This window comes from Vibrio metschnikovii CIP 69.14, from assembly GCF_000176155.1.
GTDB lineage: Bacteria > Pseudomonadota > Gammaproteobacteria > Enterobacterales > Vibrionaceae > Vibrio > Vibrio metschnikovii.
Genome location: NZ_ACZO01000006.1, coordinates 1,778,078 through 1,791,803 on the forward strand (window position 1 = coordinate 1,778,078; position 13,726 = coordinate 1,791,803).

At 44.5% G+C, this 13,726-nt stretch carries 15 protein-coding genes; 7 read left to right on the forward strand and 8 right to left on the reverse strand.

Going from position 1 to position 13,726, the window contains the following annotated elements; all coding sequences use genetic code 11:
• Positions 1-43 precede the first annotated feature (43 nt).
• From surA to apaH, 5 genes are all read left to right on the forward strand, one after another.
• Entirely contained in the window at positions 44-1,339 is a 1,296-nt protein-coding gene (surA, locus tag VIB_RS11420) for a peptidylprolyl isomerase SurA (RefSeq protein ID WP_004396070.1), read from the forward strand.
• The gene (gene pdxA, locus VIB_RS11425; RefSeq protein ID WP_004396071.1) at positions 1,329-2,318 is read left to right on the forward strand and encodes a 4-hydroxythreonine-4-phosphate dehydrogenase PdxA; all 990 of its coding nucleotides are present in this window, start codon (positions 1,329-1,331) and stop codon (positions 2,316-2,318) included. Before surA ends, pdxA begins: the two co-directional genes overlap by 11 nt.
• A gap of 13 nt (positions 2,319-2,331) precedes the next feature.
• Positions 2,332-3,147 (forward strand): 16S rRNA (adenine(1518)-N(6)/adenine(1519)-N(6))-dimethyltransferase RsmA, encoded by an 816-nt coding sequence (gene rsmA, locus VIB_RS11430; protein ID WP_004396072.1) that lies wholly within the window; start codon positions 2,332-2,334, stop codon positions 3,145-3,147.
• A 67-nt stretch (positions 3,148-3,214) separates the two neighbouring features.
• Positions 3,215-3,595: a Co2+/Mg2+ efflux protein ApaG gene (apaG, locus tag VIB_RS11435; RefSeq protein ID WP_004396073.1), complete on the forward strand. Its 381-nt coding sequence runs from the start codon at positions 3,215-3,217 to the stop codon at positions 3,593-3,595.
• A gap of 10 nt (positions 3,596-3,605) precedes the next feature.
• A complete protein-coding gene (gene apaH / locus VIB_RS11440; RefSeq protein WP_004396074.1) occupies positions 3,606-4,421 on the forward strand; it encodes a bis(5'-nucleosyl)-tetraphosphatase (symmetrical) ApaH in 816 nt (271 codons plus the stop codon).
• Positions 4,422-4,424: 3 nt separating this feature from the next.
• Here apaH and folA read toward each other — a convergent pair whose 3' ends face one another.
• The 6 genes from folA to rplU all read right to left on the reverse strand — a co-directional run bounded on the left by folA (position 4,425) and on the right by rplU (position 8,289).
• Positions 4,425-4,925 (reverse strand): type 3 dihydrofolate reductase, encoded by a 501-nt coding sequence (folA, locus tag VIB_RS11445; RefSeq protein ID WP_004396075.1) that lies wholly within the window; start codon positions 4,923-4,925, stop codon positions 4,425-4,427.
• A 28-nt stretch (positions 4,926-4,953) separates the two neighbouring features.
• Entirely contained in the window at positions 4,954-5,427 is a 474-nt protein-coding gene (locus VIB_RS11450) for a threonine/serine exporter family protein (RefSeq protein ID WP_040904931.1), read from the reverse strand.
• Between the two features lie 2 nt (positions 5,428-5,429).
• Entirely contained in the window at positions 5,430-6,191 is a 762-nt protein-coding gene (locus tag VIB_RS11455; RefSeq protein ID WP_004396077.1) for a threonine/serine exporter family protein, read from the reverse strand.
• Between the two features lie 131 nt (positions 6,192-6,322).
• Positions 6,323-7,492, reverse strand: a complete 1,170-nt coding sequence (gene cgtA, locus VIB_RS11460) for an Obg family GTPase CgtA (RefSeq protein ID WP_004396078.1) — start codon at positions 7,490-7,492, stop codon at positions 6,323-6,325.
• A gap of 207 nt (positions 7,493-7,699) precedes the next feature.
• The gene (gene rpmA / locus VIB_RS11465; protein WP_004396079.1) at positions 7,700-7,957 is read right to left on the reverse strand and encodes a 50S ribosomal protein L27; all 258 of its coding nucleotides are present in this window, start codon (positions 7,955-7,957) and stop codon (positions 7,700-7,702) included.
• Positions 7,958-7,977: 20 nt separating this feature from the next.
• Positions 7,978-8,289 carry a 50S ribosomal protein L21 gene (gene rplU / locus VIB_RS11470; RefSeq protein ID WP_004396080.1) on the reverse strand — a complete coding sequence of 104 codons (312 nt, stop codon included), beginning with the start codon at positions 8,287-8,289 and terminating at the stop codon, positions 7,978-7,980.
• A 273-nt stretch (positions 8,290-8,562) separates the two neighbouring features.
• Here rplU and ispB point away from each other — a divergent pair, with 273 nt between their 5' ends.
• Positions 8,563-9,534 (forward strand): octaprenyl diphosphate synthase, encoded by a 972-nt coding sequence (gene ispB / locus VIB_RS11475; RefSeq protein WP_004396081.1) that lies wholly within the window; start codon positions 8,563-8,565, stop codon positions 9,532-9,534.
• A gap of 89 nt (positions 9,535-9,623) precedes the next feature.
• Here ispB and VIB_RS11480 read toward each other — a convergent pair whose 3' ends face one another.
• Positions 9,624-11,030 (reverse strand): basic amino acid/polyamine antiporter, encoded by a 1,407-nt coding sequence (locus VIB_RS11480; protein WP_004396082.1) that lies wholly within the window; start codon positions 11,028-11,030, stop codon positions 9,624-9,626.
• Positions 11,031-11,627: 597 nt separating this feature from the next.
• Complete coding sequence (gene mdh / locus VIB_RS11485; protein WP_004396084.1) at positions 11,628-12,560, reverse strand: malate dehydrogenase; 933 nt, start codon at positions 12,558-12,560, stop codon at positions 11,628-11,630.
• 439 nt (positions 12,561-12,999) lie between these two features.
• On the opposite strand from mdh, the gene argR reads away from it, so the two are divergent.
• Positions 13,000-13,470 (forward strand): transcriptional regulator ArgR, encoded by a 471-nt coding sequence (gene argR / locus VIB_RS11490; protein ID WP_004396085.1) that lies wholly within the window; start codon positions 13,000-13,002, stop codon positions 13,468-13,470.
• Positions 13,471-13,726 lie beyond the last annotated feature (256 nt).

The window sequence follows — 13,726 nt, forward strand, 5'->3', positions numbered from 1 at the left end:
GTGAGCAACAACGATTAACGCTCGATAATGAATAGGATTTCTAATGAAACTGTGGACATTGGCTTTATATACGTTAACCAGCTTAGTGAGTATTGCGACGGTGCAAGCTCAACCCGTCGAGCTTGATCGCGTAGCCGTGATTGTGAATAGTGGTGTGATTTTGCAAAGCGATATAGACAGCGCACTACTAACAGTAAGAGCGAATGCAAAAACAAACCAGCAAACACTCCCTCCTGAAAACATTTTGCGTGAACAAATCATCGAAAAACTGATTGTCGATACTTTGCAACAGCAAGAAGCCGATCGTATTGGGGTACGTATTGATGACAATACCCTAAATGACGCGATTACCGAGATTGCTCACAATAACCAACAAACACCAGAACAACTTCGCTTATCGATTGCTGAACAAGGATTAACCTACCCAGAATTTCGTGAACAAATCAGAAAAGAGATCGCCGCCAGCGAAGCACGTAACGCATTAGTACGCCGCCGTATTAATATTATTCCAGCCGAAGTCGATACCTTGGCGGAGTTGCTCGCTCAAGAAACCAGCGCGACAGTACAGTATAAAATCAGCCATATTCAACTGCGTTTTAACGACGGACAAGACAAATCCGAGGTTGAAGCACAAGCCAATAAATTAGTCGCTGAACTCAACCAAGGCGCAGACTTTAGCACCATGGCCATCACCTATTCAAAAGGCCCACGGGCACTACAAGGGGGAGATTGGGGATGGATGCGTAAAGAAGAAATGCCGACGATTTTCGCCGACCAAATTAAAATGCAAAATAAAGGCAGTATTATTGGCCCATTTCGCAGTGGTGTCGGTTTCCACATTCTAAAAATTGATGATATCAAAGGCTTAGAAACGGTTGCAGTGACAGAAGTCAATGCACGTCACATTCTGATTAAACCAACGATTATTTTGAGCGATGAAGGTGCCAAAAATCAACTTAATGATTTAGTACGTCGCATCAATGCTGGCGAAGCCAGCTTTGCTGAATTAGCTCAGCAATATAGCCAAGACCCAGGCTCTGCAGCGCAAAATGGCGAATTAGGTTATCAAACGCCTGAATTGTATGTTCCTGAGTTTAAACATCAAATCGAGACACTTCCGGTTGGAACCATTAGTGAACCCTTTAAAACCGTACACGGCTGGCATATTGTCGAAGTCCTGGATCGCCGCGAAGTTGACCGTACTGATGCCGCGATGAAAAATCGGGCTTATCGCATTTTGTTTAACCGTAAATTCAATGAAGAAGCCAGTACTTGGTTACAAGAGCTGCGCGCTGGTGCTTTTGTTGAGATCCTACAGGATGATCAAGATGACGATTAAACGCATCGTAGTCACCGCCGGCGAGCCTGCCGGTATCGGCCCTGATTTAGTACTGGCACTATCGCAAAATGATTGGCCACATCAACTGGTGATTTGCGCCGATAAACAGATGCTCGCAGAACGCGCCAAAGCACTGGGAATTGCAGTAAAGCTACTTGATTATCAGCCCGATCAAAAAGCCACACCGCAGAAAGCGGGGTATTTGCTGGTTGACTCAATTGCCGTATCAGAAAAGGTCATTGCTGGGCAGCTCGATTCCGCGAACGGTCATTATGTATTAAAAACTCTAGAAAGAGCGGCATTAGGCTGTATGAATGGTGAATTTGATGCTATTGTCACCGGCCCAGTGCATAAGGGCGTGATCAATCGCGCAGGCGTCGCTTTTAGTGGTCATACGGAGTTTTTTGCCGAGCTATCCAATACCCCATTAGTGGTAATGATGCTGGCAACGGAAGGACTACGCGTCGCTCTCGTGACCACACACATACCATTGGCAACGGTCTCTGCCGCGGTAACGGCTGAACGTCTAGAAAGCATCATTCGTATTCTTCACCATGATTTGGTCGAGAAATTTGCGATTGCTCAGCCGACAATTTATGTTTGCGGTCTTAATCCTCACGCAGGAGAAGAAGGGGTATTGGGTCATGAAGAGATAGATACCATCACCCCAAGTTTAGAAAAACTTCGCCAACAAGGTATCGATTTAGTGGGCCCTTTACCAGCAGATACGATCTTTAGCGAAAAATATTTGCAAAAAGCGGATGCCGTTTTAGGAATGTATCACGATCAAGTTCTCCCTGTACTAAAATACAAAGGCTTTGGTCGTTCAGTCAACATTACCTTGGGCTTGCCCTTTATTCGAACCTCGGTAGACCATGGAACAGCGCTCGATTTAGCCGCAACGGGATTAGCCGATGTGGGCAGTTTTAAAACCGCTCTCGATCAAGCAATTGAATTAGTTGATAAAAAAACGCAATAACTTTGAGAACACTATGAGAAATGATGTCCATTTAGGGCACAAAGCGCGTAAACGTTTTGGTCAAAACTTTTTAAACGATCCTTATATTATTGATGGGATCGTATCCGCTATTAATCCTTTACCAGGTCAAAATTTGGTAGAAATTGGTCCAGGTTTAGGGGCCATTACAGAGCCCGTAGGCCGTGAAGTTGATAAGTTTACGGTGATCGAGCTCGATCGTGATCTAGCCGAGCGTTTACGCAACCATCCTGAATTATCGAGCAAGTTGACGATTCACGAAGGTGACGCCATGCGTTTTGACTTTCAGCAATTGGTTAAACCGAATAATAAACTGCGTATTTTTGGTAACTTGCCTTATAACATCTCGACACCGCTGATGTTTCATTTATTTGAATTTCACAAAGAAATTCAAGATATGCACTTTATGCTGCAAAAAGAGGTCGTCAACCGTTTAGCGGCAGGACCGGGTAGCAAAGCGTACGGTCGATTAACCGTCATGGCACAATACTACTGTAAAGTTGTTCCGGTATTAGAAGTCCCACCGAGTGCCTTTGTTCCGCCACCTAAAGTTGATTCGGCGGTGGTTCGTTTATTGCCTTACGAAGAACTACCGCACCCTGCAACGAGTTTAAAATGGTTGGATCGTGTCGTACGTGAAGGATTCAATCAACGCCGTAAAACGGTACGTAACTGCTATAAAGGGTTATTGGATGATGAGACCTTTGCACAGCTTGCGATTGACTCAACGATGCGTCCAGAGAACCTGACCTTGCAGCAGTTTGTATCGATGGCAAATTGGCTTGATGCTCAGAATGCTCAACCCGCATAAATAGACTAGGATGGCCAATGTGCCATCCTATATTTTCTTCGTTTTGTCATCCGAATCAGGAGTATTTATGGATATTACTCATCCTTGTATCAAGATTCAGGTTCAAACTAAGTACGTGCCAGAACAATCCCATCCTGAAGCGCACCGTTACGTTTTTGCTTATCTTATTACCATAAAAAATCTCAGCACCGAAACCGTGCAACTCATCAGTCGCTCTTGGTTAGTGACCGACGCTAACGGAAAACAGATGCGGATTGAAGGTGAAGGCGTCGTTGGAGAACAACCCGTTATTGCCGCCAATGATGAGTATACCTACACCAGTGGCACGGCATTAGAAACGCCCGTTGGCGTCATGCAAGGTCATTATGGAATGATCAACAGCCTCGGTGAACCTTTTCTAGCTGAAATAGACCCCTTTCGCCTAGCCGTTCCCAACGTACTGAATTAACGGAGTTTGTGTGGCAAATTACATTGTCGGCGATATTCAAGGCTGTTTAGATGAACTGCAGCTATTGCTCAAACAAGTCAACTTTCATCCTATTAGCGACACCTTATGGCTCGCCGGTGATTTGGTCGCGCGTGGCCCAAAATCACTAGAAACACTGCGCTTTATTCGTGACTTAGGACCCGCTGCAAAAACGGTGCTCGGCAATCATGATTTACATCTATTAGCCGTATCACTGGGCATTCACCCAGCCAAAAACAAAGATAAAACATTGGCCATTTTTGCTGCGCCTGACGCTGATGAGCTACTAGATTGGGTTCGCCAATGGCCACTCTTGTTAGAACACCCCGAGTTTGTCCTCACTCATGCGGGCATCTCACCCCAATGGAATTTACAGACCGCTCGAAAAGCTGCCCACGAGGTAGAAACGGTATTACGTAGCCAACGATGGCCATGGTTACTCACCAATATGTATTCCAATACTCCGGACTTATGGAATGACGATTTACAAGGGATTGAGCGTTATCGCTATATCATTAATGCCTTTACTCGCATGCGCTTTTGCTTTTTTGATGGGCGTCTTGATATGGCGTGTAAACTTCCTCCCGCTCAAGTGAGTAGCCACGAGCTAATGCCTTGGTTTGCCCTACCCCAAAGGATTGAATTAGAAAAAACGGTGATTTTTGGCCACTGGGCAGCGCTAGAGGGCTACTTCAGTCCAAACGTAATTGGCTTAGACACTGGCTGCGTATGGGGCGGGCCGCTGACCATGTTACGTTGGGAAGATAAACAGGTCTTTAAGCAGCCAGCATTAGAGTCTAAGTCATAGGTTCTAGGTTCTAGGTTTTTCAGTCTCGCGTTCTAAGATGATAAAGTCCATTGAATAGGCATTTTTGTCATCCGCCGAGTAATGTTCACGGTAACATTCATGCCAATTCGTTCCCCAATTGGGGAAATGAGTATCGCCAATGAACTGAGCATCAATCAGCGTGATGTACAGTTTATCGGCTTGAGGTAAACACTCCGTGTAAATACTGCCACCACCAATGATCATCACCTCAGGGACCGCCCCCGCCTTAAGCAAGGCAGCGTCCAGTGAAGAGACAACATCAACCCCATCGATCACCAATTCGGGATCTCGGCTGATAACAATATTGTGACGCCCAGGCAAAGGACGTCCAATCGATTGATAAGTTTTGCGTCCCATGATCACCGGTTTGCCGATAGTACACCGTTTGAACCAAGCAAAGTCAGCGGGTAAATGCCACGGCATTTGGTTGTCTTTACCTATCACTCTTTCGTTTGCCATCGCGGCAATCATACTGATGATCATCTTTCTATTCCTACTTTTGCTTAAGCTTCTAGACAATGGGTTTGCGACGATAGAATAACAGCCCAGGTATTGCTAAGCCAACCGCTAATCCCGCAATGATAAACATCGCTTTTAAGAAATTTTCCATTAAACTCGCAAACAGCTCCGGTTTAAAGCCTAAGTGGTGAATTTCTACCATAGCAATCATTGCCTTATAAGCAAATACACCGGGAACCATAGGAATTAATGCTGCTACGGTAAAGACTTTAGGATGAGCCAAAAATCGTCTCGACCACTGAACACCAATCATACCCACAATCCCTGCCGCAAACAGACTCGCCCACTCAATCGGAATACCAAAATGCAGCATCAAATAACGCGAGCCATGACCGATGGCTCCTCCTAAAGCGCAATACTTTAATGCTGGGACTGGGACATTAAAGATCAACGCAAACCCAACAGCCGGAATCGAGGCAAACAACATATCGTTGATTAACCTTAGCAATAAATCCCAATTCACCAGCTCTACCATCCCCACACTCCCGTAACGCTCATCGCGGCAATAATCCCTAAACTGGTTGCTAAGGTCAGTAAGCTTGCCATCACAAAGCGAGCGATGCCCATATTAATGTAACCTTTCAGCATATCAGAAACCGAGTTGATCAATGGAAAGCCCGGTACCAGCATTAATACTGAAGACGCCATTACGATGGTTGGTTTATTACCAAGCTGATAGATCACCGCTTGAGTAGAAATGAGTGACGTAACAAACGCTGTCGCCGCAAAATTAAGTAAAGGGTTAAATTGGCGATGGCCAATCTCTTGACGGACCATCATACCTATCGCCGAAGCGATAAAAGTCATTAGAAATACGATTCCATCACCACCAGCCAAACGGCTGAATGCCGCGCATGACAAACCGATCATCACCACCACTAACCATCGGTTATAACGCTCTGGCGTTATTCGTTCAAGTTTGTGCTGTGCCATCGAGTAATCGAGTAAGCCTCGCTCCATCAAAATACAAATACGCTGGATCTGGGTCACTACTCGCATGTTAATGCCACGATCAGCACAACGTCGAGCGGTGGTAATACAATGCTGATGATAAACGGTAGTCACCACTAATGAGCTCGCAGAGAGCGAGACTTCCACTTCATCCATGCCAGAAGCCAGCCCCATACGTCGCATAATATCGCCAACCAAAGTACTTTCTGCACCATGTGCGAGTAACATTTGACCTGCTTGAGCAATCAAACGTGAAATTGCTCGTTGTTTGGATGTCATGATTCCATTCCTAACTGCCTCGATTTATCGAAGGCCTAGTTTGCAACAAAATGTGTCGTGACGATATGATTTAGAATATAAAAAAAGCCGCAATCAATATTGCGGCTTATTAACTTTAGAGATCAAATCGATCATTCACGCACATAAATAACATGGCCGTCATCTTCTTCATCATCCCAATCATCATCGTCGTCATCTTCGTCAATGATCGGTTGATTAGCAATGGCATCTTTGTGGTAATCATTCCACATAAATTCCACTTTTTGCTCTTCAGAAATCTCTTCTTGCTGACGAGGTAAGGTTTCCATAAAGTCAGCTAACTTCATGCACAACTCTTTGGTACCCTGACGATTGATAGCAGAAATCTTAAAGTATTGATCTTCCCATCCCAGTGCGTCCAAAACGTTTTGAATCACTTCATTGGCTTCTTGCTCTGGCATGAGATCGGTTTTATTGAACACTAACCAACGTGGTTTTTGAGCCAATTTCTCACTGTATTGCTCAAGCTCATCAAGGATCGTTAATGCATTTTGAACAGGATCGCTTTGATCTGCAGGCATGATATCGATCATGTGCAGCAATACTCGACAACGCTCTAGGTGTTTCAGGAATCGAATACCTAGCCCAGCACCTTCCGCAGCACCTTCAATCAACCCGGGAATATCAGCAACCACAAAACTCTTTTCTGGGACGACACTCACAACACCTAAACTTGGGATCAAGGTGGTAAAAGGATAATCAGCCACTTTAGGTTTTGCTGCCGATACAGCACGAATAAAGGTTGATTTACCGGCATTAGGCAAGCCAAGCATACCGACATCAGCGAGCAGAAGTAGCTCTAAACGCACTTCTCTCACTTCACCTTTAGTACCCATACTTTTCTGGCGCGGAGCACGGTTTACCGAAGATTTAAAACGAGCATTGCCTAAACCGTGCCAACCACCTTTAGCAATCATCACCTTTTTGCCATGCTCAGCGACTTCAGCGATCACTTCATTAGTATGGATATCAACAGCACGTGTACCAACAGGAACGCGCAATACTTTGTCTTTACCACGCTTACCAGTACAGTTCGCACCACGCCCATTTTCTCCGCGCTCAGCGTCGTAAAAACGCTGAAAACGGTAGTCAATCAATGTATTTAGGTTTTCATCAGCCAGTATATAAACATCACCACCGTCACCGCCGTCACCACCATCTGGACCGCCTTTGGTAATGAATTTTTCACGCCAGAAACTGACCACGCCGTTGCCGCCGTCACCAGCCTGAACTTTTATTACCGCTTCATCAACGAATTTCATTTGTTACTCCGCACAATTTGCGCTGCAATACCATTGCTTATTAATAGTATCAATTTTAGCAGAAGACATTAATCAGCGTCTCATCTCTGCTTTAGAACACATAACGAGTCAACCCAAACAATAGGGATCACTAGTTATAAGCACTTTGCCGATAAATAAAAAACCCCACCAAACGGCAGGGTTTTTAAATTCAGCGAGAAACTAAACTTATTCAGCTTCGATGCTAACGAATTTACGGTTCTTAGGACCTTTCACTTCGAATTTTACTTTGCCATCAGACAGAGCAAAAAGAGTGTGGTCTTTACCGATACCAACGTTATTACCAGCGTGGAACTTAGTACCACGTTGACGAACGATGATGTTACCTGCTAATACAGCTTCACCACCGAAACGCTTAACACCAAGACGTTTACTTTCTGAATCGCGGCCGTTACGAGTAGAACCACCAGCTTTTTTGTGTGCCATTGTTAAACTCTCCTAATAACTTAAGCGTTGATACCAGTGATTTTCACTTCCGTGAACCACTGACGGTGACCTTGTTGCTTACGAGAGTGTTTACGACGACGGAACTTAACGATTTTGATTTTATCGCCACGACCATGTTGTACCACTTCAGCAGTCACTTTACCGCCCTCAACCAGAGGAGCACCAACTTGAATTGCTTCACCATTAGCGATCAGAAGAACTTTATCAAATTCTACTGTTGCGCCAGTTTCAACGTCTAATTTCTCTAAGCGAAGAGTTTGACCTTCACTTACACGGTGTTGTTTACCACCAGATTGGAAAACAGCGTACATATTTTACTCCGCTCTTTCCGCACAGCCTATGCTAACATTTTTGAGCAAAAAGGGTGTGCGCTAAACTAATCATCAATAGGGCGCAGATTCTACGTGAATGGCGTCCCCATGACAAGCCATATTTAAAAAAAATTGGCGAAAAGCTAATCGCCAAACAAAAGTGCGGCAATCATGCCTTTAAGCCATGTATTAATCAATATTTTTTTAGTGTATTATTCACTAACTCAAGCAGAACATAATGCCTTACAAGCTCTAACTTCAGCCGGATTTATGATGGATTTTAAAGCTATCCAAGCGCTTACTGCCGATGACATGGCAAAAGTGGATAAAACGATACTTGCTCAACTCAATTCTGACGTTTCCCTTATCAATCAACTGGGGTTTTATATCGTCAGTGGTGGCGGTAAACGCCTACGTCCATTACTGGCCATTTTGTCAGCCAAAGCCTTAGGTTATCAAGGTGAGGGACACACCATGGCTGCTGCGTTTATTGAATTTATTCATACGGCAACCTTGCTACATGATGATGTGGTGGATGAATCCGATATGCGGCGGGGCAAAGCTACCGCCAATGCGACGTTTGGTAACGCCGCTAGCGTACTGGTGGGCGATTTTATCTACACCCGCTCTTTCCAAATGATGACCGAACTCGGTTCGATGAAGATCCTCAAGCTGATGAGCCATTCCGTCAACATTATCGCTGAAGGTGAAGTGCTGCAATTAATGAACTGTAACGATCCCGAGACTACGGAAGAGAGTTATATGCAGGTCATTTACTCAAAAACCGCGCGATTATTCGAAGCCGCTACTCAAATTGGAGCGATGTTATGTGATGCCTCCCCCGAAGTTGAACGGGCGATGCAAAACTACGGTAAATATTTAGGTACCGCCTTCCAATTGATTGACGATGTGATGGATTACACTGCCGACGGCAAAGAAATGGGCAAGAATGTCGGTGATGATCTCGCAGAAGGTAAACCCACGCTTCCTTTGCTGCATGCAATGCGCAATAGCCAAGGAGAGCAATCGGCGATGATTCGTGAGGCGATTGAAAAAGCCAATGGGATGGAGAAATTAACGGCGATTTTAGCAACGATGCAGCAAGCAGGCTCATTAGAATACACCACCGCTAAAGCGCAACAAGAAGCCGATAAAGCGATTGCCGAATTGGCTATTCTACCCGAAAGTGACTACAAACAAGCATTGATCGCTTTGGCTCATATGGCGGTCAAACGCACTAAGTAATAAGACATCGTAAGCGAACTCAGTCTTATTACTTCATTCACTTGTCGCCCCGACTCAAGTAAGGCGACAAGTGAGTCTTTGCTTGTTAACTAAAACCACCCTTGCCAGATTAAACCAAAGGCAAACAAAGCACACAGGGTTAAAGTGCCAGCACCGAGTTTCTCTCGCCCCAAAAAAGGCTGCACTCCCTGCTCTCGTTTGGCTTTAATATAAAAAGCAATACCAGGCAGATACAACAGGCTTGAAAGCAATAAATAATGCAATCCAGAGGCATACAACAACCAAGCACCGTAAAGCGTTGCTCCACATCCTATTAGTAATATTTTGCCTTGTTTAGACTCACTAAGCGCCAACTTCAGCGTGTAAGCGCCGACCAAAAAGTACGGCACTAAGATCATTTCCGAAGCAAAAATCAGCAAGGTGTCGTAGGTACTACCAGCAAACATCACGACGATTAATGACACTTGGATACAAACGTTGGTTAACGTCAATGCACTCGCCGGGCTACCTGCCGCGTTTTGTTTCGCCAACCGTGCTGGAAACATACCGTCTTTTGCCCCTAAAAATGGCGCTTCCGAAGCCAACACTGTCCAGCTTAAAAATGCGCCACAAACAGAGATAATTAAACCAATCGCAATAATATACTGCCCCCAAGGACCCAATATCTCGGTTAGTACTCTCGCCATCGACGGATTCTGATAGCTGGCCAGCTCGACGGGGACAATCACGCCCATCGATAGCAATGTCACTAAGACATAAATGGCTAACGCGGTCAGTAAACCAAAGATCGTCGCTCGTCCAATATCGCGTCGCACCCGAGCTCGGTTAGAGACCACCACCGCTCCCTCGACCCCAATAAACACCCAAACTGTAATCAACATGGTGGCTTTGACTTGCGACCATAAATCGTGCTCAGCTCCAAAGTGGAGTCCGGAAAAGTCGACCGTAAACGTCTGCCACCGAAAAGCGACCATGGCACATCCAATAAACAGTACCAACGGGATCATTTTCGCGCAGGTGGTCACCAAATTGATCAACGCTGCCGTTTGCACGCCACGTAAAACCAGCCAATGCACTAACCAAAGGAGTACCGAGGCACCCGCAATCGAAATCAACGTATTACCATCACCAAAAATAACCCGATCAGGCGTATCAAACAACATGCCGAAAGTACTAAAGACAATCACTAGATAGGAAACATTAGCGACCATCGCACTGAACCAGTATCCCCAGGCCGAACAAAATCCGGCAAAATCACCAAAGCCAGCACGGGCATAACCAAACACACCGCTATTGATCTCTGGTTTATGGATCGCTAATTGCTGAAATGATAGGGCAAGGAAGATCATACCGATCCCAGTAATACACCAGCCAATCATCACCGCCAAAGGACTCGCCACTGCTGCCATATTTTGCGGCAGACTGAATACCCCAGCCCCGATCATAGAACCGATAACCAAGGCGGTTAAAGAGCCTAAACCTAATTTGTTATCCATGATTATTTCCAACCTTGCTTCTGGAAAACGCTATAGTAGTCAGAAATAGCATTCAATAGCAGACTCAACGTGATCCACTTCACTAACAAAGCCAACGTTTTTACACATTCATTGCCAACGATCAAATCTATGTCAGATTGCGCCATAAAATAGCCTTAGCTACCATAAAAAAGGCCAGATAATACTATTTTTCCAGAATTAATGAATAAAAATTTAATCTAATGCCACTTTTATGACTACTGGTATAGATAAAAAATTCAAACAATCAAAAGCTTAATCATCAGTTAAAACTGAGAAAAATACACTCGAATAACATCGATCTACAACACAACCGATGCCGTGGGGCTTGCTAAAGGATGATGAATACAAGTACTCAAGAGAACCTCAAGAATGGACGATCAATTCTTGATCTTTTAGGCAAGATAAGAAGGATGGTTGATACGGGTTTTAGATCATAAGATCATCGCAAAAAAATGCCGCGAAGTCGAAACCTGCGGCATTATTCTTAGTTTTTATGCTTTACCATAACGACTGCCAATACGCACGCAGGGTGAGCGAACGAAATAGCGAGTCAAATGAGCTTACGTCTAATGATCGTTATTTAACGAACTCAACGCCGATCTCAATGTCTTTATTAAGCGTTTCTAACATGCCATCGAGCGCTGCTTTTTCAAAGTCACTCAATGGTCCGTAGCTCAGCACTTCCTCGACACCATTTTTACCCAGTTTAATTGGTTGAGCAAAGAAAGGAGCGTGTTCGCTACCACCTTCAACATAAGCGTATTCAATCACTGATTCGCCTTGTAATGCTTTCACTAAAGAGAGGCCAAAACGGCAAGCAGCCTGCCCCATCGATAGTGTTGCCGAGCCGCCACCCGCTTTGGCTTCCACGACTTCAGTGCCCGCGTTTTGAATGCGTTTAGTCAGTGCCGCAATTTCCTGCTCGGTAAACTCAACACCATCAACTTGTGATAGTAAAGGTAGAATCGTTACCCCAGAATGGCCACCAATCACAGGAACATGGACTTCGCTAGGATTTTTGCCTTTTAATTCCGCAACAAAAGTTTCAGAACGAATAACGTCCAGTGTCGTGACACCAAATAGCTTACGCTTGTCGTAAACACCTGCTTTTTTCAATACTTCAGCCGCAATAGGGACGGTTGTATTAACCGGGTTAGTGATGATCCCAATACAAGCTGTTGGACAAACGTTGGCAATTCGTTCAGCGAGTGATTTAACGATTCCAGCGTTAACATTGAAGAGATCAGCACGATCCATTCCCGGCTTACGTGCCACACCTGCTGAAATCAGCACGACATCCGCGCCTTCTAATGCTGGCGTTGGATCTTCACCGCAATAACCTTTGATCGACACTGGCGTTGGAATATGACTCAAATCAGCAGCCACGCCAGGCGTCACTGGAGCGATATCATACAAAGCAAGATCTGAACCAGCAGGAAGATGATTTTTTAATAACAGAGCTAGGGCTTGACCGATGCCGCCAGCGGCACCAATAACAGCGACTTTCATCGTAGTTCTCCTTGAGAGTGAATCTTTTATATGTTTTGGTAGGGTATCTTTTTATCCGATGTCAAAAAGCTATAGCAACTACATCTTGATTACAATCAATTAACCTCAGCTTTGCGACTTTGCGCAATTCCTCATTAAGACGCGACCGCTCGTTAGGCATTATGAGGGGATTTATCAGTTATGACAAAGCATTAGCCCCCATTGATAAGCAAACGACTGAGCGTTACAGATAGGCGACAAGTGAGAGAATCCCCATGAGCATCGATAACGCTATGATGAGCGTAACCAATCCCACTGTAGCGACAAGTAAGAAGGATATAAACGTAAATACGGTATTTTTACAGTGACCATTTAGACAGTTTTCGACGATAATTTGCCTCTCTATCGTGAGCTATGTGACAATAGTCATTAATGGTTGAACAGCAAAAGAAAATCCACAATGCGCCCTACAGATAAACAAGATAACTTAGTTCGTGTTTTTAAAGCCCTATTGAAAGAAGAACGCTTTGGCTCACAAAGCGATATTGTTGATGCTTTAAAGAATGAAGGATTTGATAACATCAATCAGTCTAAAGTATCGCGTATGCTAACCAAGTTTGGTGCCGTTCGTACTCGCAATGCCAAAATGGAGATGGTGTATTGCTTACCCGCTGAGCTCGGAGTGCCAACGGTATCCAGCTCACTAAGAGAGCTTGTCCTCGATGTCGATCATAATAACGCTTTAGTTGTGATACACACCGGCCCAGGTGCCGCGCAGTTAATTGCTCGTTTACTCGACTCTCTTGGTAAATCAGAAGGTATTTTAGGTGTTGTCGCTGGTGATGATACTATTTTCATTACTCCAACCATGAATATTACGACTAAACAGCTATTTACTTCTGTCTGCGAGCTATTTGAATACGCTGGCTAAAGCGCATTAATGACGGGTTACATTGTTAAACAAATGTGACCCAATTCACATCTCGCGTATCTTGCTATAGCCAATAAAAAAGACGTTAAATTAATACTTATCAAATAATTAGCCTCATTCAATAACATTACCTATCGCTCAATACCACAGTGCTACCGATGATAATTTTTTACAATTCTATAATTTATTGAGTATTTTTTGTTATTATCATTCGGCACTTTTTCTGTTTTTCAGCAGAACCAGCGCCAATTTCTAG